This is a genomic window from Aneurinibacillus uraniidurans, assembly GCF_028471905.1.
Taxonomy (GTDB): Bacteria; Bacillota; Bacilli; order Aneurinibacillales; family Aneurinibacillaceae; genus Aneurinibacillus; species Aneurinibacillus uraniidurans.
The window spans coordinates 206,923-231,803 of record NZ_CP116902.1 but is presented as its reverse complement, the minus strand read 5'-3'; the positions used below and the strand labels follow the sequence as shown (position 1 = coordinate 231,803).

28 protein-coding genes are annotated in these 24,881 nt (G+C 47.4%); 1 reads left to right on the top strand and 27 read right to left on the bottom strand.

The features are described from left to right. Positions 1–12 precede the first annotated feature (12 nt). From PO771_RS01170 to PO771_RS01160, 3 genes are read right to left on the bottom strand one after another with little or no spacing between them, the layout of a single operon-like run. On the bottom strand, positions 13–729 hold the full coding sequence (locus PO771_RS01170; RefSeq protein ID WP_272561492.1) for an NADH-quinone oxidoreductase subunit C: 717 nt from the start codon (positions 727–729) through the stop codon (positions 13–15). Further along, positions 726–1,244, bottom strand: coding sequence for a NuoB/complex I 20 kDa subunit family protein (locus tag PO771_RS01165; protein WP_272561491.1), 519 nt, complete (start codon positions 1,242–1,244; stop codon positions 726–728). The genes PO771_RS01170 and PO771_RS01165 overlap by 4 nt, the downstream gene beginning before the upstream one ends. Further along, positions 1,235–1,603 carry an NADH-quinone oxidoreductase subunit A gene (locus PO771_RS01160; RefSeq protein ID WP_272561490.1) on the bottom strand — a complete coding sequence of 123 codons (369 nt, stop codon included), beginning with the start codon at positions 1,601–1,603 and terminating at the stop codon, positions 1,235–1,237. Before PO771_RS01160 ends, PO771_RS01165 begins: the two co-directional genes overlap by 10 nt. Positions 1,604–1,769: 166 nt before the next feature. On the opposite strand from PO771_RS01160, the gene PO771_RS01155 reads away from it, so the two are divergent. Then, positions 1,770–2,258: a low molecular weight protein-tyrosine-phosphatase gene (locus PO771_RS01155; protein WP_272561489.1), complete on the top strand. Its 489-nt coding sequence runs from the start codon at positions 1,770–1,772 to the stop codon at positions 2,256–2,258. Between the two features lie 78 nt (positions 2,259–2,336). On the opposite strand, the gene PO771_RS01150 is transcribed toward PO771_RS01155, so the two are convergent. The 24 genes from PO771_RS01150 to prmC form a co-directional block, all read right to left on the bottom strand. Beyond that, positions 2,337–2,741: a F0F1 ATP synthase subunit epsilon gene (locus PO771_RS01150; RefSeq protein ID WP_272561488.1), complete on the bottom strand. Its 405-nt coding sequence runs from the start codon at positions 2,739–2,741 to the stop codon at positions 2,337–2,339. Between the two features lie 34 nt (positions 2,742–2,775). Then, entirely contained in the window at positions 2,776–4,176 is a 1,401-nt protein-coding gene (atpD, locus tag PO771_RS01145; RefSeq protein WP_272561487.1) for a F0F1 ATP synthase subunit beta, read from the bottom strand. A gap of 28 nt (positions 4,177–4,204) precedes the next feature. Next, positions 4,205–5,065, bottom strand: a complete 861-nt coding sequence (gene atpG, locus PO771_RS01140; protein ID WP_272561486.1) for an ATP synthase F1 subunit gamma — start codon at positions 5,063–5,065, stop codon at positions 4,205–4,207. A gap of 53 nt (positions 5,066–5,118) precedes the next feature. Continuing rightward, positions 5,119–6,630, bottom strand: coding sequence for a F0F1 ATP synthase subunit alpha (gene atpA, locus PO771_RS01135; protein WP_272561485.1), 1,512 nt, complete (start codon positions 6,628–6,630; stop codon positions 5,119–5,121). Between the two features lie 21 nt (positions 6,631–6,651). Then, positions 6,652–7,191, bottom strand: a complete 540-nt coding sequence (locus PO771_RS01130; protein WP_272561484.1) for a F0F1 ATP synthase subunit delta — start codon at positions 7,189–7,191, stop codon at positions 6,652–6,654. Then, positions 7,188–7,673, bottom strand: coding sequence for a F0F1 ATP synthase subunit B (atpF, locus tag PO771_RS01125; protein WP_272561483.1), 486 nt, complete (start codon positions 7,671–7,673; stop codon positions 7,188–7,190). Before atpF ends, PO771_RS01130 begins: the two co-directional genes overlap by 4 nt. A 113-nt stretch (positions 7,674–7,786) precedes the next feature. Further along, positions 7,787–8,008 (bottom strand): F0F1 ATP synthase subunit C, encoded by a 222-nt coding sequence (gene atpE / locus PO771_RS01120; RefSeq protein ID WP_272561482.1) that lies wholly within the window; start codon positions 8,006–8,008, stop codon positions 7,787–7,789. Positions 8,009–8,080: 72 nt separating this feature from the next. Further along, positions 8,081–8,872, bottom strand: a complete 792-nt coding sequence (atpB, locus tag PO771_RS01115) for a F0F1 ATP synthase subunit A (protein WP_272561481.1) — start codon at positions 8,870–8,872, stop codon at positions 8,081–8,083. Positions 8,873–8,902: 30 nt separating this feature from the next. Beyond that, a complete protein-coding gene (locus PO771_RS01110; RefSeq protein WP_272561480.1) occupies positions 8,903–9,283 on the bottom strand; it encodes an ATP synthase subunit I in 381 nt (126 codons plus the stop codon). A 1-nt stretch (position 9,284) separates the two neighbouring features. Continuing rightward, positions 9,285–9,503 carry an AtpZ/AtpI family protein gene (locus PO771_RS01105; protein ID WP_272561479.1) on the bottom strand — a complete coding sequence of 73 codons (219 nt, stop codon included), beginning with the start codon at positions 9,501–9,503 and terminating at the stop codon, positions 9,285–9,287. Positions 9,504–9,735: 232 nt separating this feature from the next. Beyond that, positions 9,736–10,923 carry an acetyl-CoA C-acetyltransferase gene (locus PO771_RS01100; RefSeq protein WP_272561478.1) on the bottom strand — a complete coding sequence of 396 codons (1,188 nt, stop codon included), beginning with the start codon at positions 10,921–10,923 and terminating at the stop codon, positions 9,736–9,738. Between the two features lie 100 nt (positions 10,924–11,023). Continuing rightward, positions 11,024–13,816, bottom strand: a complete 2,793-nt coding sequence (locus PO771_RS01095; RefSeq protein WP_272561477.1) for a phosphodiester glycosidase family protein — start codon at positions 13,814–13,816, stop codon at positions 11,024–11,026. A 154-nt stretch (positions 13,817–13,970) separates the two neighbouring features. Continuing rightward, positions 13,971–15,104, bottom strand: coding sequence for a non-hydrolyzing UDP-N-acetylglucosamine 2-epimerase (wecB, locus tag PO771_RS01090; RefSeq protein ID WP_422664995.1), 1,134 nt, complete (start codon positions 15,102–15,104; stop codon positions 13,971–13,973). Between the two features lie 40 nt (positions 15,105–15,144). Beyond that, on the bottom strand, positions 15,145–15,774 hold the full coding sequence (gene upp / locus PO771_RS01085; protein ID WP_272561475.1) for a uracil phosphoribosyltransferase: 630 nt from the start codon (positions 15,772–15,774) through the stop codon (positions 15,145–15,147). A 222-nt stretch (positions 15,775–15,996) separates the two neighbouring features. After that, a complete protein-coding gene (locus PO771_RS01080; protein ID WP_272561474.1) occupies positions 15,997–17,247 on the bottom strand; it encodes a serine hydroxymethyltransferase in 1,251 nt (416 codons plus the stop codon). A gap of 25 nt (positions 17,248–17,272) precedes the next feature. Further along, positions 17,273–17,842, bottom strand: a complete 570-nt coding sequence (locus PO771_RS01075; protein WP_272563076.1) for a TIGR01440 family protein — start codon at positions 17,840–17,842, stop codon at positions 17,273–17,275. A gap of 16 nt (positions 17,843–17,858) precedes the next feature. Further along, a complete protein-coding gene (rpiB, locus tag PO771_RS01070) occupies positions 17,859–18,302 on the bottom strand; it encodes a ribose 5-phosphate isomerase B (protein ID WP_272561473.1) in 444 nt (147 codons plus the stop codon). A 231-nt stretch (positions 18,303–18,533) separates the two neighbouring features. Beyond that, complete coding sequence (locus PO771_RS01065) at positions 18,534–19,820, bottom strand: methyl-accepting chemotaxis protein (protein WP_272561472.1); 1,287 nt, start codon at positions 19,818–19,820, stop codon at positions 18,534–18,536. Positions 19,821–19,908: 88 nt separating this feature from the next. Further along, complete coding sequence (locus tag PO771_RS01060) at positions 19,909–20,592, bottom strand: low molecular weight protein arginine phosphatase (protein WP_272561471.1); 684 nt, start codon at positions 20,590–20,592, stop codon at positions 19,909–19,911. 71 nt (positions 20,593–20,663) lie between these two features. Then, entirely contained in the window at positions 20,664–21,407 is a 744-nt protein-coding gene (locus tag PO771_RS01055) for a ZIP family metal transporter (protein WP_272561470.1), read from the bottom strand. Positions 21,408–21,419: 12 nt separating this feature from the next. Beyond that, positions 21,420–22,001, bottom strand: coding sequence for a manganese efflux pump MntP (locus PO771_RS01050; protein WP_422664970.1), 582 nt, complete (start codon positions 21,999–22,001; stop codon positions 21,420–21,422). 50 nt (positions 22,002–22,051) lie between these two features. Further along, complete coding sequence (locus PO771_RS01045; RefSeq protein WP_272563074.1) at positions 22,052–23,098, bottom strand: L-threonylcarbamoyladenylate synthase; 1,047 nt, start codon at positions 23,096–23,098, stop codon at positions 22,052–22,054. A gap of 222 nt (positions 23,099–23,320) precedes the next feature. After that, positions 23,321–23,932, bottom strand: coding sequence for a stage II sporulation protein R (gene spoIIR / locus PO771_RS01040; protein WP_272561469.1), 612 nt, complete (start codon positions 23,930–23,932; stop codon positions 23,321–23,323). 70 nt (positions 23,933–24,002) lie between these two features. Continuing rightward, positions 24,003–24,872, bottom strand: coding sequence for a peptide chain release factor N(5)-glutamine methyltransferase (prmC, locus tag PO771_RS01035; RefSeq protein WP_272563073.1), 870 nt, complete (start codon positions 24,870–24,872; stop codon positions 24,003–24,005). Positions 24,873–24,881 lie beyond the last annotated feature (9 nt).

Genomic DNA, 24,881 nt, shown 5'->3' with positions numbered 1-24,881 from the left:
GGCTCACTGCTCTCACACCTCCCCGTCGTACTGTACATAGTCTTTGCGCAGCGGGTGGCCAACCCATGTATCTGGAAGCATGATGCGTTTCAAGTTTGCATGTCCTTCATACACAATTCCAAGAAGATCATACGTTTCCCGTTCAAACCAGTCAGCACCTGGCCAGATTGGCATAACGGATGCAACATGTGGATGCTCGCGATCTACTTTTACTTTAACGCACACGTTCTCTCCTTTTTTATAGGAGTACAAGTAAATAATCGATTCCATATGTGTTTCATAATCGACGCCTAAACTAAGTGAAAGATAATCAAATGCAAGCTCTTCATGTTCACGAAGTAGGCGAGCAGTTTCCAAAAGGCTCTCTCTCTTTACAACAAGAGTCGGAATATGTTCGCTCAGTTCGTTAATGTATGAATTCTCCAATACATCTTGACCTAGCTTCTGTGTTATAACTTTCACAATTTGATCCAGTACGGGCTGTTTTGGCGAAGGTTTTTTCGGTTCAGCAGGGGCTTCTCCTTCTCCAGTAGCACCTGCGGCCTTCGCTTTGGCAGCGGCAGCTTTCGCTTTTGCGGCAGCGGCAGCTTTCGCCTTAGCAACCGCATCTGCATCTTCTTCCGTAGTATCAGCAGCTTTAGCCTTGGCAGCCTCAGCGGCAGCAGCCTTTGCTTTTGCGGCAGCAGCAGCTTTCTCTTCTGGTGTTGGTCTCTTTTTCTCTTCACTCATTCACCGGTCACCTTCCTCCCGGTTTTCGCTTCATAGCGAATTTTCTCTTGTAGCTTGTTAATTCCATAAATTAAAGCAGGAGGGCTTGGTGGACATCCCGGAATATATACATCAACCGGAATAATCTGATCCACTCCTTTAACAACTGCGTATGAATTAACATACGGTCCGCCAGCTGTTGCACAAGAGCCCATCGCAATTACCCACTTCGGCTCTGCCATCTGATCGTATAAACGACGGACAAGCGGAGCCATTTTCTTTGTTACCGTTCCCGATACAATCATGCAATCGGACTGACGCGGCGAAGCACGATAGAATACACCAAATCGGTCCGTATCCCAGTTCGCACCACCCGTTCCCATCATCTCGATCGCACAACAAGCAAGACCGAATGTAAGCGGCCAAATTGAGTTGCTTCGTGCCCATGCTTTGAGCTGTTCAAATGTACTAAGTACAACACTGCGCTCTAACTCTTTTCGTTCTTCTAAGGTGATTCCTTCTAAATTTAGTTCCATTCCAACACCTTCTTTTTCCAGGCATAGAGTAAACCAATGACAAGCAGGAAAATAAAGATCATCATTTCAACAAGTGCAAAAAGTCCAAGACTGTCAAAAGCTACTGCCCATGGATACAAGAAGACAGTCTCTACGTCAAACACAACAAAAAGCAAAGCAAAAATGTAGTATTTGACGTTAAATTGAACCCAGCTGGAACCGATCGTATCGACCCCGCTTTCGTACGTCTTTCTTTTCTCCTCAGTGGGGTTACTTGGCGCTAAAAGCCGCGCCAATGTAATCGCTACCACGGGCAGAATAATGCCTAAGAAGAGAAAAATGACAACAATCAGATAGTTGTTTGAATACAACGTTGCCATGACCTTCCCCCTACCCTAAAATTAATAGAAAATCAAGTTACAAAAATTTGTATATGAAAATCCCATACAATTATACCAAATATATCTTTTACCGTCTAATAGAGGGATTTCATGATCATATGGTACATTTGTATAGTAATTTTCCTATCAGAAAGGGCGTATCTTCATGTCAAAAGCTAAAAAAATTCGTGTCATTTTTGTTTGTCTTGGAAACATATGCCGGTCCCCTCTTGGAGAAGGTATATTTCGACATCTCGTAGAAGAAAGAGGACTGTCTGAACACTTTTATATTGATTCAGCAGGTACAGCAAACTATCATACTGGCGAAAAACCGGATCCAGGTTCCATTCGGGCAGCAGCAAAGCATGGTGTCTCACTAGATGGACAATACGCCAGACAGTTTACAAAAGAGGATTTGACCCAATGGGATTATATCATCGCCATGGATAGCTCTAATCATCGCAATATCTGCAAATTAGGCACTACAAGCGGAAACATTCATTTGCTACGTGAATTTGATCCGGAAGAACCCGGAGATGTGCCTGATCCATGGGCCAAAGGGGACGATGCATTTTTGGAAACATACGCCATTGTTCATCGCTCCTGTGTAGGCTTACTGGACCATATTATTCGTGTCCATTATATCACAGATTAGTCAATCTTTTAGACAAGTAGGAAAATAATTCATCAAAAAAAGCCCCGTTGTGTTTTACTCACAACGGGGCTTTTTTACTTATTTACCGGCAATGTTCAGACGGTTCATTGCACGTTGAAGCGATGACTGAGCGCGTTTAAAATCAACATCATCACGGCCACTTTCAGCAAGACGGCGTTCCGCCCGCTCTTTCGCAGCTGTTGCACGATTTACGTCAATTTCATCCGCTAGTTCAGCAGATTCAGCAAGAATCGTAATTTTATCTTTACGAACTTCCATCATTCCACCGCTTACAGCAATAATATCGTCTGCACCTTCATGCTTTTTCACCAGAACCGGAGCAATCTTCAACGGTGTAACCGTCGGAATGTGATTAGGCAAAACACCTAGATCCCCTTCCATACCTCTGGCTACGACGATGCGTGCATCTCCGCGGTAGACAACCCGTTCTGGAGTAACGATTTCGACTGCAATTGTATTCATCTACGAAACCCTCCCCTTCATCAGGGTTGAACTACTACATCTTCTTAGCTTTTTCAACCGCTTCTTCAATCGCTCCTACATACAGGAACGCTGCTTCCGGAAGATTGTCATGCTTACCTTCAAGGATTTCCTTGAAGCTGCGAACTGTTTCTTTAACCGGAACGTATTTGCCCGGGAAGCCAGTAAACTGCTCAGCAACGTGGAACGGCTGAGACATAAAACGCTGGATTTTACGCGCACGGTTTACTGTCTGTTTATCTTCATCAGACAACTCATCCATACCGAGGATGGCGATGATATCTTGAAGTTCTTTATAACGCTGCAGAATAGACTGTACACCGCGAGCTACATCGTAGTGTTCCTGACCTACAACGGCTGGAGACAGAATACGGGATGTAGATGCGAGCGGATCTACCGCAGGATAAATACCAAGCTCAGAGATACCACGGTCAAGGTTAGTCGTAGCATCCAAGTGAGCAAATGTTGTTGCCGGAGCCGGGTCAGTGTAGTCATCCGCAGGTACGTAGATCGCCTGAATAGACGTTACAGAACCTTTCTTCGTGGATGTGATACGCTCTTGCAACTGACCCATTTCAGTTGCCAGTGTTGGCTGGTAACCTACGGCAGATGGCATACGACCGAGAAGAGCCGATACCTCAGAACCTGCTTGTGTAAAGCGGAAGATGTTGTCGACGAACAGAAGTACGTCACGACCTTCCACATCACGGAAATATTCAGCCATTGTCAGACCAGTCAGGGCAATACGCAGACGCGCACCCGGCGGCTCATTCATCTGACCGAATACCATGGATGTTTTACTAATAACGCCAGAGTCTACCATCTCGTGATACAGGTCATTCCCTTCACGAGTACGCTCACCTACGCCAGCGAAGATGGAATATCCACCGTGCTCTTGTGCGATGTTGTTGATAAGCTCCTGGATCAGTACGGTTTTACCTACACCGGCACCACCGAACAGACCGATTTTACCACCTTTTGCATACGGTGCAAGAAGGTCAACGACTTTAATACCTGTCTCAAGAATTTCATCCGCTGTAGACTGCTCTTCGAAAGCAGGAGCCTGGCGGTGAATTGGATGGTATTCAACATCAGTCGGAGCGTCTTTCAAATCGATCGGCTCACCAAGTACGTTGAATACACGACCAAGTGTTTTCTCCCCAACCGGTACAGAAATCGGCTTACCTGTATCCGTAACTTCCATGCCACGTACGAGACCATCTGTGGATGACATCGCAACGGCACGAACAACATTGTCACCTAAGTGAAGAGCCGCTTCGAGTGTAAGGTTAACTTCCTTACCGTTTTCAAGTGTTCCATTTACTTTAATTGCATTATAAATCTCAGGCAGATGTCCGCGTTCGAACTGAACGTCAACAACCGGACCCATTACCTGAAGGATACGTCCCTTGCTCATCTGTTTCCCTCCTATCTAACGCTTCGACCTATTCGAGCGCGTTGGCTCCGCCGACGATCTCTGCAATTTCCTGCGTAATCGCTGCCTGGCGGGCACGGTTGTAGAACAGTGTCAGGCGGTCAATCATATCTGACGCATTATCCGTTGCACTGCCCATCGCTGTCATCCGGGCACCCTGCTCACTTGCTTTCGCATCAAGCAGCGCACTGAAAATAAGCGTTTCTGCATATTTCGGCAACAGGTCGGCAAGTACTTCATCCGCAGATGGTTCGAAATCGTACGTTGGTGTTCCTTCTACTTTTTCGACACCAGTAAGTGGAAGAAGTTGCACTTCAGTCGGCTCTTGCTGGATCGCACTGATGAATTTGTTGTATACAAGATACAATTGATCAATCTGCTCGTCCGCAAACAGCTGTACTGCTTTGCGAGTGACATTCTTAATGTCAGCGAATGTTGGCGAATCGGACAGGTTCACGACCTCTTCCATCACCGGGTAATTACGCTTCTTAAAGAAGTCACGCCCTTTGCGACCCAGTACAATAATTGTATATTCGTCCTTGCTCTTATGACGCTCATCAATCGTCCGGGAAACCATGCGGAGCACGTTTCCGTTGTATCCGCCCGCGAGACCGCGGTCAGACGTAATCACGACATAACCTGTCTTTTTGACAGGACGGCTTTGCAGCATCGGGTGCTTCGCGCCCGATGTGCCGGCAGCGATGCTCATAACGACCTCACGCATTTTTTCTGCGTACGGACGAGATGCCTCAGCGCGCTCCTGCGCACGACGCAGTTTCGAAGCTGAAACCATCTTCATCGCTTTCGTGATTTGACGTGTATTTTGGACGCTTTTGATACGCCCTTTTATTTCACGAAGTCCTCCGGCCACTTATGTTCACCACCTTTTTTTGTATCTGATCAAACTCGTATGACACGCAACGATTACTCGGATACAGCGAAGCCCTTCTTGAACTCATTAATAGCTGCGTTCAATTGGTCTTCCGATGGTAACTCTTTCGTGTTAACAATTGTGTCGAAGATCTCTTTTTTGTTATGTTCGATATAAGAGTGCAGTTCTTTCTCAAAGCGTTTAACATCGCTAACCGGGATATCATCAAGGAAGCCTTTTGTTGCTGCATAAATTGAAACAACTTGCTTCTCAACGCCCATCGGCTCGAACTGACCTTGCTTCAGAATTTCAGTTGTGCGCTCCCCACGGTTCAAACGCGCTTGTGTTGATTTGTCCAGATCGGAACCGAACTGAGCAAATGCCTGCAGCTCACGGTATTGTGCGAGGTCAAGTTTCAGGGAACCTGCAACTTTTTTCATCGCTTTAATCTGAGCGGAACCACCTACACGGGATACAGAGATACCTACGTTAACCGCAGGACGCTGACCGGAGTGGAACAGGTTGGATTCAAGGAAGATCTGGCCATCTGTGATCGAAATTACGTTCGTCGGGATGTACGCAGATACGTCACTACCTTGTGTTTCGATGAATGGAAGAGCTGTTAAAGAACCGCCACCCAGATCATCGCTCAACTTCGCAGCACGCTCTAACAGGCGGCTGTGCAGGTAGAATACGTCCCCTGGATATGCTTCACGACCCGGTGGGCGTTTAAGAAGCAGGGAAAGTTCGCGGTATGCTGCTGCTTGTTTAGAAAGGTCATCGTATACGCAAAGAACGTGACCACCTTTGTACATGAAGTACTCACCCATCGATACACCTGCGTACGGAGCGAGATACAGCAGTGGAGCTGGATCAGATGCTGTAGCGGATACAATGATTGTGTACTCAAGAGCACCGTGCTGACGGAGTGTTTCAACTACGCCTGCTACAGTGGATTGTTTTTGACCGATCGCAACATAGATACATACCATGTTCTTGCCTTTTTGGTTGATGATTGTATCAAGTGCGATAGCTGTTTTACCTGTTTGACGGTCACCGATGATAAGCTCACGTTGGCCGCGGCCGATCGGAACCATCGCATCGATTGCTTTAATACCTGTTTGCAGTGGCTCATGAACGGATTTACGAGCCATTACACCCGGTGCCGGGCTTTCGATCGGACGGAATTCTGTCGTTTCGATCGGACCCATGCCGTCAAGCGGCTGACCCAGCGGGTTTACAACGCGACCAAGCATTGCTTCGCCTACTGGAACCTGCATGATACGGCCTGTACGTTTTACTTCATCGCCTTCACGAATGTCTGTGTAAGGTCCAAGAATTACGGCACCCACGTTATCTTCTTCAAGGTTTTGAGCCAAACCCATTATGCCATTTGTGAACTCAAGAAGCTCACCGGCCATAACGTTTTGTAAACCATGAACACGGGCGATACCGTCACCAACCTGGATAACTGTACCTACATCCACAACCTGGATGTCAGATTTGTATTTTTCAATCTGCTGTTTAATCAGAGAACTAATTTCATCTGGTCTGATTGCGCTCACCTTATGGTTCACCCCTATCTATCATACTTGGGCTTGCTTAATCTGCTGTGTAAAACGGGACAGTTTGCCTTTGATGCTACCATCATACATACGGTCACCGATACGAACCATCATGCCTCCAATAATAGAAGGATCAACTTTGGTCGTTACACGCAACTTTTTGTTCAGCTTGGCGCCGAACTGCGCAGCAATTGCTTGCGCCTCTTCTTCTGTTAACGATTTTGCCGTTGTTACGATAGCGTCAGCATAGCCGCGCACTTCGTTGGCAAGTTCCGTAAAATTCTGTGCAATATCACTGAAGCTTTCTTCACGCCCACGATTGATTACCAGGCCTAAGAATACAAGTGTAGTCTCAGATACTTTGCCTGCAAACAGTGTGTTGAGCATGTCGGTTTTTTCCGCTGCCGTGATTTTTGGATGTGTCAGAATGGCTCTGAACTCTGCATCCTGAGCGATGATATCCGTGATTTGGTTCAGTTCCGTTTCCGTCGTGTCAATCGTTTGATTTTCACTCGCTACTTCAAACAGAGCACGGGCATAGCGCTTCGCAACAGCACTCATACTTGACCGCCCACCTGTCTCATGAACTGCTCAATTGTATCCTGCTGTTCCGATTGAGACATTTCTTTCTCAATAATCTTAGAAGCAAGCAATACAGACAGTCCAGCTACCTGATCACGAACAGATGCAATGGCCTTCTCTTTTTCACGGTTGATTTCGAGCTTCGCTTCTTCAACCAGGCGCTCTGCACGTTCTTGTGCAGCTGCCACGATCTCTTGAGCTTCCACATCGGATTGTTTCTTCGCACGATCAAGAATGCTTTGTGCATCTTCACGTACTTTCTTCAGTTCAGCGCGTTGCTGCTCAAGTAAAGACGCTGCTTCCACATTCGCCTTCTCAGCAGCTGCGATTTGTCCTTCAATATGATCCTGGCGCTTTTGCAAAATCGACATAGCCGGTTTCATTGCAAACTTAGAAACAAGCGCCAACAGAATCAGAAACATTACTACTTGAAATAGCAATGTACCGAGTTCGATACTCACAGTCCGTCACTCCTTTCCTGTAGCAGGAGAATTACTTTAAGTACAAAAGGAAGGCGAAGGATAACGGCCCCCGCCTAATAAAATCATGTGTTTTAAAACGTTATACCTGACTATTAGCCTAGACGACCCATCAGCATGAAACCGATAGCAACAGCGATGATCGGAACCGCCTCTACCAGACCGAGACCAAGGAACATAAGACCCATAAGACCGCCACGTGCTTCTGGTTGACGAGCAACCCCTTCAATTGTACGAGAAACAACAAGACCGTTACCGATACCTGCACCAACAGCTGCAAGACCAAAGATTAAACCTAATGCAATTGCGAAATCCATTATGATTTCCCTCCTCAACAAAGTATGAATAAGTGATTGATAAAGCTATTTTACAACGCGAAAAGCTACACTTTAGTGGTCATCCACAACTTTTTGCGAGATGTAAACCAGTGTTAATGTTGTGAAAATATACGCCTGGATCGAGCCGACAAACAAAGAGTAACCAAGCCAGATCGCAAGCGGAATGCTTACAGCAACAGCAGAACCTGCCAGCAGGAAGGCAATCAGAACCTCACCGGCAAAAATGTTACCGAATAGACGAAGTGGAAGTGTTAATGGTTTGATGATAAACTCTTCCATCGCATGTAGAATAAACATAGCTGGATTTGGTTCAAACCAGTGTTTGAGGTATTTACCTGGGCTTTTCTTGATACCAAGGTAGTGTGCGTACAACAGCACCATCAACGCAAGACCAAATGTAACACTTGGAGATGCTGTCGGTGATTTAAACCAGGCAACTGTTACTTCTTTCACTGTATGTCCATCATGTGTAACTTGGTGACCATGCTGATTGATCACTTCCTGGGTAATGCCAAAAGCAGGATTCGGTTCTGTATACGTAACGTTGAAGTTCGCCAGAACGCCCAGCTGGTTACTAATAAAGATGTACAGGAACAGTGTGATTCCAAGTGTAACGAATTTTGACCCGGTTTTCATATCCATGAATTGGCCAGCGATTCCGCGAACGAAGTCGATAACCCATTCAAAGAAGTTTTGCATGCCACGCGGTACACCCGCAGTCATGTTTCTTGTACTAATTGTAACAAGGATAAGTACAAGGGCAGAAGCTAAAACAGACATGAGCATAACGGGAATGTCAAATGTCATTCCTAATGCCTTAAACGTCGGAGAATAATGTTCCATCTTTTCTCATTCACCCCTTTCGCATACACGTTATTTTTTTTTAGTAGATATATGATAGTAAATCGTGACAAGCAATGTCAGGACCGGAACGGTAGGGAGACCCGCTACCACACCGTAGAAAGAAAAGATATGAGGCATCTTGAACGAAACATACACAGCAAATCCAGCCAGCAAAAATCTTGGCAGCATGCCCAAACTTCGCATACGACGCCCCGGATTCAGGGCCATCTCACCTGCCTGCACGGTCTTTACATACAGAATAAAGCCGTTACACATGCTGACAAATATCCCGAGCAACAGGCCCTGGAAAAATACACGTTGCGGCATAAACAACCAGCAAACCACAACCATGGAGAACAAAAGAAATATGTACCTCGCTATGGTGCGCATTGACAAAGAAAATTGTTCCATATCATTCTCCAAAGAACTGTCTAACCAGAAGATACAGACCGTAAACACCAAGTGCCAATCCGAACAATAATCCAATCAACATGAACCACGGTTCGGTTTTTAACCACTTATCGATCGCACTTCCAGCCCAAAAACCAAAAATAACAGAGGTAGCCATTTCTACCCCTATCGTACCTACTAATGCAAAAGCCCGTAACGGTCGGTTCTGATCCTGTTTCAAAACAAGGTCCCTCCCATCCTTTTTGCTTTCACACACCCATTTTTTCCAAAAAAAATTTGACACAAACTGTCGAATTTCTTCAAAAAAAGTGGTTAGAAACAACGCTCTTGTGTATACCATATACGTTGTCCCTAACCATAGTACTTAAGCTATCTACGTTTGTCAACAAGTTGCAACCTGTTTGTCACTTTTTCGACAAAACCATGCACTTTACAGTTTGTAATTAGGTTTATTATTCCATTTCAACAATCGTCGACACACCTTGCCCGCCACCAATACAAAGCGTAGCCAGACCGTAACGAACTTCGCGACGCTTCATCTCATGCAGCAGCGTAACCAAAATCCGTGCACCACTTGCACCGATCGGGTGACCGAGTGAAATCGCGCCTCCATTTACATTCAGCTTCTCACGTGGAATGTTCAGGTCACGACCTACTGCAAGCGATTGCGCGGCAAATGCTTCGTTCGCTTCGACCAGATCCATGTCTTCGATAGACAGGCCTGCTTTCTCCAACGCTTTCTTCGTAGCCGGAACCGGACCAATACCCATGATAGCCGGGTCCACCCCTGCACTAGCATTTGCACGAATCACGGCCAATGGCTTAATGCCAAGCTGCTCCGCACGCTCACGACTCATCAGCACGAGTGCTGCTGCTCCATCATTAATCCCAGACGCATTGCCCGCTGTTACCGTTCCGTCTTTCTTAAATGCAGGCTTCAGCTTACCGAGCTGCTCCGCTGTAATACCCGCACGCGGGAACTCATCCTTATCTACTACAATTGGATCTCCCTTGCGCTGTGGAATTTCCACCGAAACAATCTCTTCACTGAATCGGTTCGCCTGAGTGGCCGCTTCTACTTTTTGCTGACTCCATGCAGCGAATTCATCCTGCTCAGCACGTGTTAATCCGTACTGCTCGGCAATATTTTCAGCTGTAATCCCCATATGATATTCATTGAACGCACAAATCAGTCCATCTGTCAGCATGCTATCAAGAACTTTCTGATCACCCATCCGATAGCCAGTACGAGCTTTTGGCATCAAATACGGTGCCAGGCTCATGTTCTCCATCCCGCCCGCTACGACGATTTCCGCATCTCCATTAGAAATCGCCTGTGCAGCCAGATGAACAGCTTTAAGACCGGAACCACACAATTTGTTAATCGCCATCGATGGTACTTCTTGCGGCAAGCCTGCCTTAATCGCTGCCTGGCGGGCTGGCCCCTGACCTGTACCTGCCTGTAGAATATTCCCCATAATTACTTCATCTACTTGATCGCCTGACACGCCTGCACGTTTCAACGCTTCTTTAATTGCAATTGCTCCTAATTCCGCTGCTGGAATGCTGCTCAATGATCCCATAAAGTTCCCAATCGGCGTACGCACTGCACTCACAATGACAACATCACGATTATTCATGTTATGGTTCCCTCTCTCTTCTTTATAGTAGAAAATACGGTGTACTATATTCGAGATTGACAGACTTAATTCCTGCTTAACTTCCAGAATTTAATGATAATTACATACTGTCAAGCAAACGTTTGATCACGACAAGCGCTTCTGCCCGCGTTGCGGTGCGGGCAGGCTCGAAGTTTCCATCTTCTCCACTCAAATAACCCAGCTCAGACAAGATACGTATACTTTCTGTCGCATACGGAGGGATTGCATCTTCATCTTTATACGCTGCTTTTTCTACGGTTGCACCATCTAACTTGCCATATCCTTGCTTCAGCGCGTTGTGCATCATAACCGCCATATCGGCACGGCTAATTGGTTTATCAGCCTGGAATGTGCCATCAGGGAGTCCTGTTACGATTTTTTTCGCTGCCGCAGCATTGACGGCTGCCCTAGCATAAGCAGGAATCTCATCAGTAAACGATGCAGCTTGTACCTCTCCCGCTTTGGACCAGCCAAACGCACGATCCATGAATGTTACGAACTGCCCGCGTGTCACCGGAAGCTCAGGGCCTATCGTTGTCGGTGTCACACCACTTACAATGCCTTTGTTATACATCGCAAGCAATGTATCCTGTGCCCAGTGTCCCCCAATGTCTGTAAAACCACCTACCGAAGAAGGCGGTGGTGGTGGCGGTGGTGTCACACCTGCCAAACCACTCCCTGGCTGTTCCAGCGAGAGATCATCGAAGTACAGTGTGCCTTTTGGTTCAAGCGTAGAATCTTCTTCATCTACAATGTACAGACTACGCAGGGAAACTGGATACGCCATACCTGTCGGGAAGCGACCTTCTACCTCTTTCCAGTCACTCCAGTTTACTTGCTTCGCCAGATCTACATAGTAAATCTTGCCGTTCGCATCTTGTACTTCCGCACGAAGCCAGTGATTGCTGTCGTCGCCTTTTACCCAGAGTTTCATTCCAAGTGGTTTACCTGGCAGCGCCATAGCTGGAGCAAAACGCCCGTATGCAAATCGCATATCAATGTTTGAAGAATTTGTTAGATTGTAATCGAGACGCAACGATTTACCTGACTGTGCTGGCTCTCCGTCTCCTGAGAGGCGGAACGAACCATCTGCACTAACAGCAGCTGGAATTGCCGTATACGTCAATCCTGTTGTTGTATCAAGATGGCTCCAGAGCGACCACGTTGTACCGACCGTTACCGGAATTTTACGTACGATATTTTTATAGGTTACAACGAGTTCCCCGGATTTGTTTTCACTTCCTGCTGTAACCGTCAGTCCATTTACAGATCCAAGACCAGGAGTCAGAGATACCTTCACCATGTCTGGAGAAGCTGTAAATGTCTGCCCGTTCTTCGCCTTCAATGTTACGGTTACATTCGCTTGATCATTCGGACGCAATCCAAGAGAACCCGGGGATATTGTCATATCTGTTACATCAAGCGATGCTACTGTAAGCGTGAGATTTTTCTTTACATTACCATACTGTCCGGTAATCACAATGGAACCACTTCGCTTCGGTGTAAACACATTTTTCGTAAACGTACCATCTGCCGGATTAGCAGTCCATGTCATTAGCGATGGATCAAGTTTAAACGGCTGATAATGTGTATCATATGCTTTTACCGTAATCGGTGTTGCTTTACCCATCACGGTTTTTGTGTCATTCGTAAAGAAAAAGTTCGAAAACTCACCAGCCGGTGCCGTATTAAAAATAGCGAGTCCAGTTGGCACGGCACGCATACTTCCACCCTTTGGCGTATTCAGCAGTGATGCCTGTGTATCCCCTAACTGGCGTGCCACCATGGTAGTCGAACCACCACCATCAAAGTTCGCTGCATTGTACGCACCAAGCTGCTTTAATACCTGGGCCATCTCATCAAGCGTTACGCCTTTACTAGCAGATGATCCCTCTACCGCTACTATATACACGGTCTTGCCATCCTGCGAGATACCAAACGCACTGCGCGGCTGATAGCCACCAATGTAATCAGATGGAATGTTCGTAAGAGCCTGACCGTTCTTTACCAGTATGACATGCCCGCCTACTGCACTGGTTAGTGTCCGGCCGTCAAGCGGAATATCTGTCGTCGTCTGAAGCGTTACCGTTACTGGATCCCCCACTTGGAAATGCTGCATTAAATACTGCTTGCCCGCTCCGTGTCCCCACAGCACGTAGCCACCTGTTGGGATCGTGTAACCGGTTGGATTACCCACGCGTATATCTTTAACCGTATCATCAACAACCAGCATTTCAACAGCGTCATCATAGCCCTTAATGGCACCAAGACTTGTTGGACCGAAATCACGTGTATACAAGTTGATCTTACCTAGATGACTTTTGTCATTCGTCGGATTGTATTCTTCCTTATTCACACCCTGAATGACTCCAGTTGTCCCATCCTGAGCCTGCACGGTTCCCGTAAAGCCCAAATGCGACATAATGGCAGTTCGATCACTCAAAAGTCCGAATGAATACCAGCTATTGATTTTTCCCATGGATGATACAAGTTTTCCCTCATCAAGTACAATACCAAACGGCGCACCTTTGCGATCCATTCGGAAAAAATCGGCATTAATTGCAGCAATGGCTCCTTTTTCATCGGCCATCTTCTTGACATTCTGTTTCACTGTCACCTGTCCATTCGTACCGTAAACCGGACCTACCTTCACATATTGATTGTTCAGGTCTGCTCGTGTCACATAAACAGTCGAGCTTCTTCCCCCGCTGACCAGCTTATACTTTTGCAGAACTGTCCCTTCCCCAATGATTGACTCTGACAGCTTCTGTAACGACATACTGGCAGCCTGTCCGACAGACGGCAGCTGCAGGGCCATGATCATCGTCAGTGCAAACGTGAGCACCATAACCCTGCTTATGCGGTTTCCCATCATCTTTCTCCTCTCGTTATGTATTGATCTATACGTTCTCCATCTGAGTTAGACGCATAACAGCTTCCATTTGTTTCTTTTTCGATGTGTAAAACTTGCAATATAAAAAGCCGACGCATATTGCATCGGCCATAACATCATGATTATTACTACACTATTTTGTGACTCCTGGCTCAAACAGCTCCGGCTTTTCCGTGCGAAGGCCAAAGTAGTAGAGGATCGCCTCACAGATGCGGCGAGACGCTTCTCCATCCCCATACGGGTTAGCAGCTTTCGCCATTTTCTCATACGCTTCCTGACTGCTTAACAATTCGTCTGCAAGGCCGAAGATCGTCTCTTCGTCTGTACCGGCAAGCTTCAATGTGCCCGCCTTAATCCCTTCTGGACGCTCTGTTGTATCACGCAACACAAGCACTGGCACACCAAATGCCGGAGCCTCTTCTTGTATGCCCCCAGAGTCCGTCAGAATAAGATGAGCACGTGACATAAAGTTATGGAAATCAACCGCATCAAGTGGCGCGATCAGTTGAATGCGCGGATGCTCACCAAGATATTTCGCTGCTGCTTCCTGTACGACTGGATTTAAGTGCACCGGATATACAACCGCGATGTCCTCATGCTTGTCCACCAGACGACGAATCGCTCGGAACATACGCGCCATCGGTTCCCCGAGGTTTTCGCGGCGGTGAGCTGTCATCAAGACGAGCTTTTTATCCGCAAATTCTTTAAGTACCGGGTGGCTATAATCATTACGCACTGTCGTTTTAAGCGCATCAATGACCGTATTGCCCGTAATATGAATCGCTTCTACCGGCTTATCTTCTCGCTTCAAGTTGTCGGCTGCCTGGGCAGTCGGGGCAAAATGAAGGTCAGACATGACACCCGTTAACTGCCGATTCATCTCTTCCGGGAACGGCGAATACTTATTCCATGTGCGCAGACCTGCTTCCACATGCCCAACTGGAATCTGATTGTACATCGCTGCTAAACTCGCCGCAAATGTAGTTGTCGTATCTCCATGAACAAGCACCATATCCGGCTTTTCTGTTTTCATGACTTCATCAAGACCTTCAAGCACACGGGTTGTCACCTGTGTCAGCGTCTGACGTTCCTTCATGACATTCAGATCGGCATCCGCTTCAATCGCAAAAATCTCCAATACTTGATCAAGCATTTGACGATGCTGGGCCGTTACACATACGAACGGCTCTAGTTCCTCATATTGACGCAGCTCATGTACAAGCGGCGCCATTTTGATCGCTTCTGGTCGCGTACCAAACACCGTCATAATTTTTTTCTTCGCCACGATCTCACCCCATCCCGAATTGTTACTTCGTGCCGTACAGACGGTCTCCCGCGTCTCCTAAGCCCGGCACAATATAGCCATGATCGTTCAATCGCTCATCCACTGCTGCTACATAAATATCAATGTCCGGATGAATCTCATGCAGCTTCTCGATGCCCTCTGGTGCTGCAATTAGGCACATCAGTTTCAAATGTTTTGCACCGCGATTTTTCAAGGCTGTAATCGCAGCTGCCGCAGAACCGCCTGTAGCAAGCATTGGATCGATAACGATCAGTTCACGTTCATTCACATCACTTGGCAGCTTCACATAGTATTCTACCGGCTCCAGTGTTTCTGGGTTGCGGTACAACCCTACATGTCCAACTTTTGCTGCCGGAATGATCTTCATCATTCCGTCTACCATGCCAAGTCCGGCACGCAGAATTGGCACCAGGCCTACTTTTTTACCAGCGATTACGTTCGTTTTACATGTCGTAACTGGTGTTTCGATCTCGATTTCTTTAAGCGGCATATCTCGCGTAATTTCATATGCCATCAGCATCGCAACTTCGTCAACAAGTTCACGAAATTCCTTCGTTCCCGTATTTTTATCACGGATGTATGATACTTTATGTTGAATAAGTGGATGGTCGAATACGTATACTTTTCCCACTAGGTTTTGCCTCCTGTCTGCTTGAAAAATGCTCCCATAGCGGGCGCTAATTTTTACACTGCGTTATATTATAGCAAAAGCATATCAAAAACAAAATGCAAAACATGCAGAACTTAGTATGCATTCCAACCGACATTTTAAACAACCAAAGATTCGATATAGAAAAGACCTCTTCCTGGCCTAGCAGCCAACAAGAGGTCTTTTGCCTTTATTACGTACTGATTAGAGACTCAGATTCGGATACATCGGGAATTTTGCGCACAGAGCAGCCACTCGCTCGCTTGCTTCTGCCTGTTTCGCTTCATCCTGCGGGTTCTTGAGTGCTACAGCCATGATCGCTGCGATTTCTTTCATTGCTTCTGCATCGAAGCCACGGCTTGTAACCGCTGCTGTACCGATACGAATACCACTTGTTACGAACGGGCTAGCCGGATCGTACGGGATCGTATTTTTGTTACATGTGATCCCCACTTCATCGAGAATGTGTTCTGCTTCTTTCCCTGTCAGGTTCATGTTGCGAACGTCAATCAAGATAAGATGATTGTCTGTACCACCAGAGATAAGCGTGAATCCTTCTTCTGTAAGCGATTCTGCAAGTTGTTTTGCATTTGCTACGATATTTGCAGCATACTCTTTGAATTCAGGTTTGAGTGCTTCACCAAATGCTACCGCTTTTGCTGCGATTACGTGCATAAGTGGGCCACCCTGAATGCCAGGGAATACAGCTTTGTCGATTGCTTTTGCATATTCTTCGCGGCAAAGGATCATACCGCCACGAGGACCGCGCAATGTTTTGTGTGTTGTAGTAGTTACGAAATCCGCATGCGGAACCGGATTTGGATGGTGTCCAGTTGCCACAAGACCTGCGATGTGTGCCATGTCTACCATCAGGTATGCGCCGACACTTTTCGCAATCTCGCTTAATTTAGCGAAATCGATTTGACGCGGGTACGCACTTGCACCTGCTACGATCATTTTTGGTTTATGTTCTTCCGCTTTTTGACGGATATCGTCATAATCAAGAACTTGCTTGTCTTCGCTTACGCCGTACTCAACAAAGTTGTAAAGCGTACCGGAGAAGTTAACCGAACTTCCGTGTGTAAGGTGTCCACCGTGTGACAGATTCATACCAAGCACAGTGTCTCCCGGCTTAAGGAATGCAAAATAAACAGCCATGTTTGCCTGTGCACCAGAATGAGGCTGCACATTAGCATGTTCAGCGCCAAACAGTTGTTTCGCACGGTCACGTGCCAGATCTTCTGCAATGTCTACACATTCGCAACCGCCATAGTAGCGTTTGCCCGGATAGCCTTCCGCATATTTATTCGTCAGAACCGTACCCATCGTTTCCATAACAGCTTCACTTACAAAGTTCTCGGATGCGATCAGCTCGATTTTTGTGCGCTGGCGGTCAAGCTCCAGCTTAATGGCTTCTGCTACTTGTGGATCTTGTTTTTTTACATGTTCTAGCATTTATCTTCGTCTCCTTCACTTGTAATTATCGGCAGCTATCATTCAAAGGTCCACGATCATATACAGCGCGGACACCTCCGATTAGCTTCGGACGTGTAACTGCCATTGTGACATGCGCTTCCCCTACCTGCTTAACGCTCGGGCGTACGGGAACGGCTACTGGCTTCAAATGCATGCCAATAAACGTATCGCCAATATCAATGCCCGCATCCGCCTGAATCGATTCTACAACTACTGCATCCTGCATCGCACGGAACGCGTGCGCCGCCATTGCCCCGCCTGCTGTCGGCACAGGAATGACGGTTACTTCAGGCCAGCCGAACCGTTCTGCGGTTTCTCTTTCTATTACAAGCGCGCGGTTCAAATGCTCACAGCATTGAAACGCGAGCGCAAAGCCATGCTTAACCCGGACTGCTTCTAGCGCTTCATACAATGCCACGGCTACTTCCTGGCTACCTGCTGAGCCGATTCTTCGTCCGATGATTTCACTCGTACTCGTGCCAATCACCAGCACACATCCAACACCAAGCGGCTTCGCCTGCAGCAGTTCAAAGGCAATTGTCGCTACTTCTTCGCGAATGGTTTCCACACTCATCATTAGCCGTCCGTCTTTACTGCTTGTTTTCGATTTCTGCAATTTTCTCAACACGGCGCATATGGCGTCCACCTTCGAACTCTGTTCCAAGCCAGAGCTTCACAATCTCAAGTGCTAGTCCAGGTCCAATCACGCGTGCACCCATCGCCAGCACGTTCGAGTCATTGTGCTCACGTGTCGCTTTTGCGGTGAAACAGTCGTGTACAAGCGCACAGCGAATGCCTTTTACTTTATTCGCCGCAATCGACATCCCAATTCCGGTCCCACACACAAGAATTCCACGGTCAAACTGGCCTTCTGCTACCTTCTCGGCAACTGGAAGTGCATAATCCGGATAATCAACAGATTGCTCGCACGTACAACCGAAGTCCTCGTACGAAATTCCAACTGAATCAAGATACTGCTTAATTTCTTCTTTCAGACCGTATCCGCCGTGATCGGCAGCAAGTGCAACCTTCATAGTACATATCCTCCGTTTTTCACGATAGTTCATTCTTCTGTATTATACCCGATTCTCGCCGATTTGACAGAGCACCTTGCACTTGCTTAAAACTGTTGAAAAACTGTACATTCCTGATTATATACTAAATATCGTTCGGAAATAAACAGTTTTTCATAGTAAATTAAATTTTCCTTTAAATTTATATAAAGAAAAACGCAGGATACAGGATCCTACGTTTTGATACGTTCATTAAATATGAAAACGAGCTACATATTGTTTAAGCTGTTCAGACTGCTCACGCAGCACCTGGCCGGCTGCTGCCACCTCTTCCATAAAAGCAGTCTGCTCCTGTGCAGCATGCGCAATAACTTCTGCCCCGTCTGATGCTTCGTGCGCTACACGCGCTACATCCCCCGCATTTCGCATAATAACCTGCATGCCAGCATTCTGCTGCACAATCAGCTCGGTAATATGCTCAACAGCCGCCACAACTTCTTGCACAGAATGCTCAATCTCATGCAGTGCCTGAGTCGTCTCTGCGCCGCGCTGCGATTCTGCATCCGCAATTGCAACTTGCTCATGGATCTGACTGACCACACGGCCTACTTCTTTCTGCATCAATTCAATCAACTCATTAATATTCGAAGCAGCCCGACCACTTTCATCTGCCAGATTCCGAACTTCATCCGCTACTACCGCAAAGCCTTTCCCGTGCTCCCCGGCACGCGCCGCTTCGATGCTAGCATTGAGCGCAAGTAGATTCGTCTGCCCTGCCAGATCACTGACAACCTGCGTAATCGCGCCGATTTGCGCCGCATTTTCTTCAAGCCTACGAACAGTAGCAATAGAACTCTGATTTTCTTCGGCCAACCGATGCATCCCATTAACAAGGGAAGAAACAATTTGACTGCTTGTCCCAAGCGTAGCTAGCATGCGGCGTGACAAGTCACGTGATTGTTCAGCATACTGGCTCGCTTCCTGACTGAGACGCTCCGTCTGACTTACAGACTGCACCATCGTATTCGTATACGCTACCTGCTTGTCCGCTCCTTGCGCGATCTCATCCATGGTCACGCTAATTTGCTCGATCTGAACGGCCGCCTGCTCAGATGCCTCTGTCAATTCTTGTACTCCGGCAGTTGCGTGCTCAGCTGACTGATTGATATCTGTCATCATACTACGTAGATTGACAATCATTTTAGCAAAAGAGCGTGTAAGAGTCGCAATCTCATCATCACTATTTGGCACACGAATCTCCACACGTAAATCCCCTTCTGCTGCACAAGAAGCCGCCTGCTCCAGCTTGACAATCGGCTTCGTAATCCAGCGAGCTACACCCCAGCCGAACACGCCTGACCAGAAAACACCAAGCAATAGCGTTAGTGCTGTAAATAACCAGCTTGGTATATAGTGAACTACATAGTCCTGCAGAAAGAAAATAAACAGCGCGCTCGTGCTATATGTAACAAGGGAAAGGAGAGCGATGCCCATGACAAGCTTTTTCTCCAATCCGAAACGAGAACCGTTCTGTTTCACTATGATGTAACCCCCCTTGCATGCCTTATGCCTATATCTTACCATTATATATTTACCTTCAGACAAAAGCAGTAAAATTCACAATCGTTTATGATTTTTTCATAAGTTCGAGCAGTCGCACAAGCGACGACTCGATTTCTTTGGCACAGTTTTCGTACGTCTCCACTGTACCACCGAATGGATCGCTAATGTCATAATCAGGTGTCTGCTGCTCCAGAATTGAGATCTGGTTGCGCTCCACTACGGTTGCCTGCATAATACGGTCCCGCCAGTCGTCCAGCTGTTCTCGCACCAGTTCAAGCTGGCTATAAAGTTCCTGATATCGGTCCTCAAGCTGACGAATCTCATCACGGTGTTCCCGCATGAATGCTTCCTGCTTCTCTTCTAATCGGTCATACAATTCATCTAATTCTTCAAGACGCTTCGTTGTTCCTTCCGAAGTATCCGTATATTCTTTTAATGTGTACATTTTTTCTGCACAATCAGGATACTCCTGGAACAGCGATTGCTTGTGTGCCTCTGTCATCGTAATAATCAGGTCAGCCCAATCCATAAGGACGGAAGACACAGACTGAGAGCGATGTTCTTCTGTAATTCCTCGACCTTCTAACACTCTGGTAGCATTTACAGAAGCAGTGGAACCTGACGACGCGAATACTCCCGCTGATTTCACCTCGATATCCAACCCTTGATCCTTCGCCATTTTGCGAAGCAACTTCTCTGCCATCGGGCTGCGACATGTATTTCCTGTACATACGAATAAAATACGCATAGGATGTTCTCCCCTTTCTGTCTTACCTGATTCATTCGTTATTCATATTGTCCGATTTTTCCCTTCAGTAATCAACCCGGTAATGCATGCAAAATTAGCATGGCAACCAAACTAATAAGCATGCCAAACTGCGCACTCAGTCGATGCAGGCGAATTCCAGAAGGTCCAAGCTCCCACAAGACGAGATAGCTCATAGCTCCGGCCGCAAAAGCCATGCCAAACGCTACCGCCTGCGGACTTGCCGTAAAATATATTCCTCCAAGCCATGCCCCAAACGGAATGCACAAACTGACAAGAAACGAAAACAGCAAGATCAGCCGCGGGCGAAGTTTTCCGAGCAGGAGCGGAGCCGCAAGTCCAATGCCTTCTGGAATGTTATGCAACGCCATCGATAACGCCAGCAAAACACCGATATGACGATGAGCCTCAAAGCCTGCGCCAATCGCGATCCCCTCTGGAATGTGGTGCAGCGCCAGAGCAATCCCCATCATCCAGCCTGCCTGCCGCCAGTGAGCAGGTGTCGGTTCAGTACGGGCTGATGCAAGTGCCTCTCCCGCCATCCTGTCCATACCATAATGGAGCGTGCGCAGCATGACCACCCCTACCAGAAGCCCAAGCAAAATCCCATACGTTTCTCCGCCAGACAGCGCTGCCGGAAGCAAGTCCGCCACAATTACAAGCGCCATAATCCCAGCCGATAACCCAAGATAAAACGCCATAAGCTTCGTTCCCGGCTTACCCGCAAGTAGCGTCGTAAGCGCACCGGCCACCGTCGTTAGTCCAGTCACAGTACTAATAACTAGAAGCTCTATCATAGACGGCCACCGCTACAATAAAAATTTGAGCCCGAAAGCTACTAGAATCAGCGCACCAAAAATCTCGCTGTACTCCCCAAGCCAGCTTCCAACGCGCCGACCAAGCAGAAGCCCGCCTGCTGCCAGCACAGCTCCCAACGCACCAAAAATCAGCACAGCAATAAAAACGTTCACCCGGAACAATCCAAACGAAAACCCAACGGAAAGCGCATCGATACTGACGCTTAAACTAAACAAGATAGTCCCCCAGAAGGTTGTCTTCATAAGCGGATTTCTTTCCTCACCGAAAAAGCCGTTCCACAGCATATGCAGACCTAAAACAATCAGAATAAATCCGCCGATATAGGCCGCCATATTTCCCATATAAGACGTAAGAAAAACACCTAATGCAATGCCAATCAGCGGCATCACAATATGAAACAACCCAATCGTCAAACTAACCTTCGCAATCGTAAGTAAGCGAATGCCGCCCATCCCCATCCCGATTCCGAGCGAAAACGCATCCATCCCAAGCGCAATCCCGATCATCAAAATGGTAATCAGTTCTCCCCATTGCAAACTTTCCACTCTTATCCCCCGCTTTCGTACAGGCATTACATAGACAGGATATGCGGGAGGGAAGAATGATAGAAGAGATGCTGTGCTTATCGATATTTTCCGCCAGCTGCTTTCATAAGACGATTCATAACCGCAGCTCCTACGCCCGTATACGGGAATGTTTCACTAAAAATTACATCCACCTGCTCCTGATCAAAGCGGCGCAGCACATCATACAGATGGCGCGCTACCGAGATCAGGTCTGCTCGCTGTCCACAGGCTAGTACAACATCTGCGCCTGGATAAGCGGAAGCTGATTCCTCTGTTGCCAGCACGCCTACTCGCATTCCTTCCTGCTTCGCCTGCTCTACAGCCTTTACGATGCGCATGCACATATCCGGCTCTTCTACTAGCCACATCTCTCCCTCTGGAGCATAATGGCGATATTTCATTCCCGGTGAGCGCGGCGCTGCCGGACCATCTCCAAGCAGACCCGGGTCCACTGCGACCTCTCCGATAATCTCCGCGATCTGTTCAGCGGTAATGCCGCCCGGCCGCAAAATAAGCGGCACATCACCCGTTACATCTACTACTGTTGACTCTACGCCAATCCCGGTCGGGCCACCATCAAGAATTCCTGCAATTCGACCATCCAGATCTTCCTGCACATGCCGCCCCGTCGTCGGACTTGGTCGACCCGATACATTCGCACTTGGAGCTGCTACAGGAACTCCTGCCGCTCGAATCAGAGCATCAGCTACCGGGTGATCTGGCATCCGTACCGCGACCGTATCCAGCCCGGCAGATGCACGCATCGCCACACCTGGCTTCTTGGGCAAAACAAGGGTAAGCGGGCCCGGCCAGAATGCTTCCATAAGCGCGTCTGCAAGCGGGGGTACATGCTCCACGATATCCACAAGTTGTTCACGGTCTGCAATATGTAGAATAAGCGGATTATCACTCGGTCGACCTTTCGCGGTATAAATCTTTTCTACTGTTTCATCTACAAGCCCATTCCCACCGAGACCATATACCGTCTCAGTCGGAAAGGCAATCAGTTCATTTTCACGCAGGAGCAACGCAGCCTCGCGTACTTGTGGACAATCTATCAGGTCATCCACAAAATTATCCACATGCCAATATTTTGTCTGTATATTCATATTGTCCCTCTCAACTCTTATAAAATATGAATCTTTTCATTATCTAATCCAACTTATCCCCTGACAAACCAAAAAATATCCACAACATGTGCATAACCTGTTGATAACTTTAGTTGATAAGCCACGTATGCACTATGTTTTTATCCTCCCCTTATCATATCCCTTTTGTATCAAAAAAAGAAACTCCACCACACAGGCAGAGTTCCCAGTACAAAATTAGGCAAATAAACGAGTCAGCCAGTCAATCAGGAAGAATCGGACTTCCACCTGCTGTTTATCCTTAGCATCCACCTTATTAGCGGCAGCTTTGTCAGAAGATGCTGTATCCCCGTTCGATATATCGGTAAAACAGAGTGGCGGGAACAGTACACACCACCAGTTCTGCCCCTCGGCATTGCCGATTGCGATGCGCACTGCCTCATACTGTCCAGCAGGGAATACTTGCGTACCATACATCTTCGTCGGAAAATCCGTCGCACGCAATTCAACAGAAGCCGGATACGTATATCCTTCCTCTTGAATGGTACGGTTCACAACCCCCTGCAGCTCTGGCAAATGCTTGTGGATAATAACACGCGCATCGTCTGCATTCTTCGCTTCGGATGACCACTGCTTCACCGATTCAATGACCCGGTCGCGCACATGACGCTTGAGCTGCTGGTCTTCTGGTGTATCACTGTTCGCCAGAATCCGCAGACGAATCGATTGTTCTGGAACAGCTTGCTTCGCAACAAGCGCAAATGCTTCTTTCTGACCTTCCCAATTCATGATTATGACAATAAGTGCGAATGCGATATAAAGAAATTTTTTCGTAACGACTTTTTTCATTTGTTTCCGTCCCCTTTCCTCTCCCTGTTCACCAGTATGAACAGAAAAAAGCAGGACTAAACAAAAATTGTCATAATTTTATTCCAATTACATGTCGTCCAATCCCCGCCAGATCATCAACGATATACACACGAGCAAACAGCCCGGTATCCACAAGCCAGGCTCGTACCGTCTCTGCCTGGTGAATGCCCACTTCCCAGCCGACAATCGCACGTTCCGCCAGTACATTTGGCAATTCGTGCACCATTCTACGATAAAAATCAAATCCATCTTCTCCACCATCAAGTGCACGCAACGGTTCGTGATCTTTCACTTGCGTGTCCAGCTGTGTCACATCAAACGATGGAATATACGGAGGATTCGAGACGAGAATATCTACCCGCTGACCGCTCTCAAGAAGAGGGGTGAGTAAGTCGCCCTGCACAAAGCGAATGCGACTTTCCACACCATGGCGTTCGGCATTGCGACGGGCTGTATCGAGCGAAGCCTGAGCAATGTCGACAGCCGTATACGCCCAGTTCTCTTCCCCTTCGACCGCAAGCGTTACTACAATTGCACCACTTCCTGTGCCGATATCCGCTATGTGAAGGTTGTTTGTAGCAGGCCACATCTGATGCGCCTGCTTTAGCACTTCTTCGACAAGTAATTCCGTTTCCGGTCTAGGAATAAGTACATCTGGATTCACCTCGAAGGTGAGTCCATAGAACTCCTGCTCTCCGATAATGTACTGCATCGGTTCCCCGGCAGCACGGCGACGGATAATCGCTTCTACACGTGCCCACATGTCCGCAGGGAGTGGCTCATTCATGCGAGAAAACAAAGTTGTCCGATCCCAGCCGAGTGCGTGACGCAGCGCATATTCGGCTAGGAACAGTGCGTCTTCAATGTTTTCTGCCTGCAAAAAACGAGAAGCTTTTTGCAAAGCTTCTCGCGTCGTCATCGTATTCAC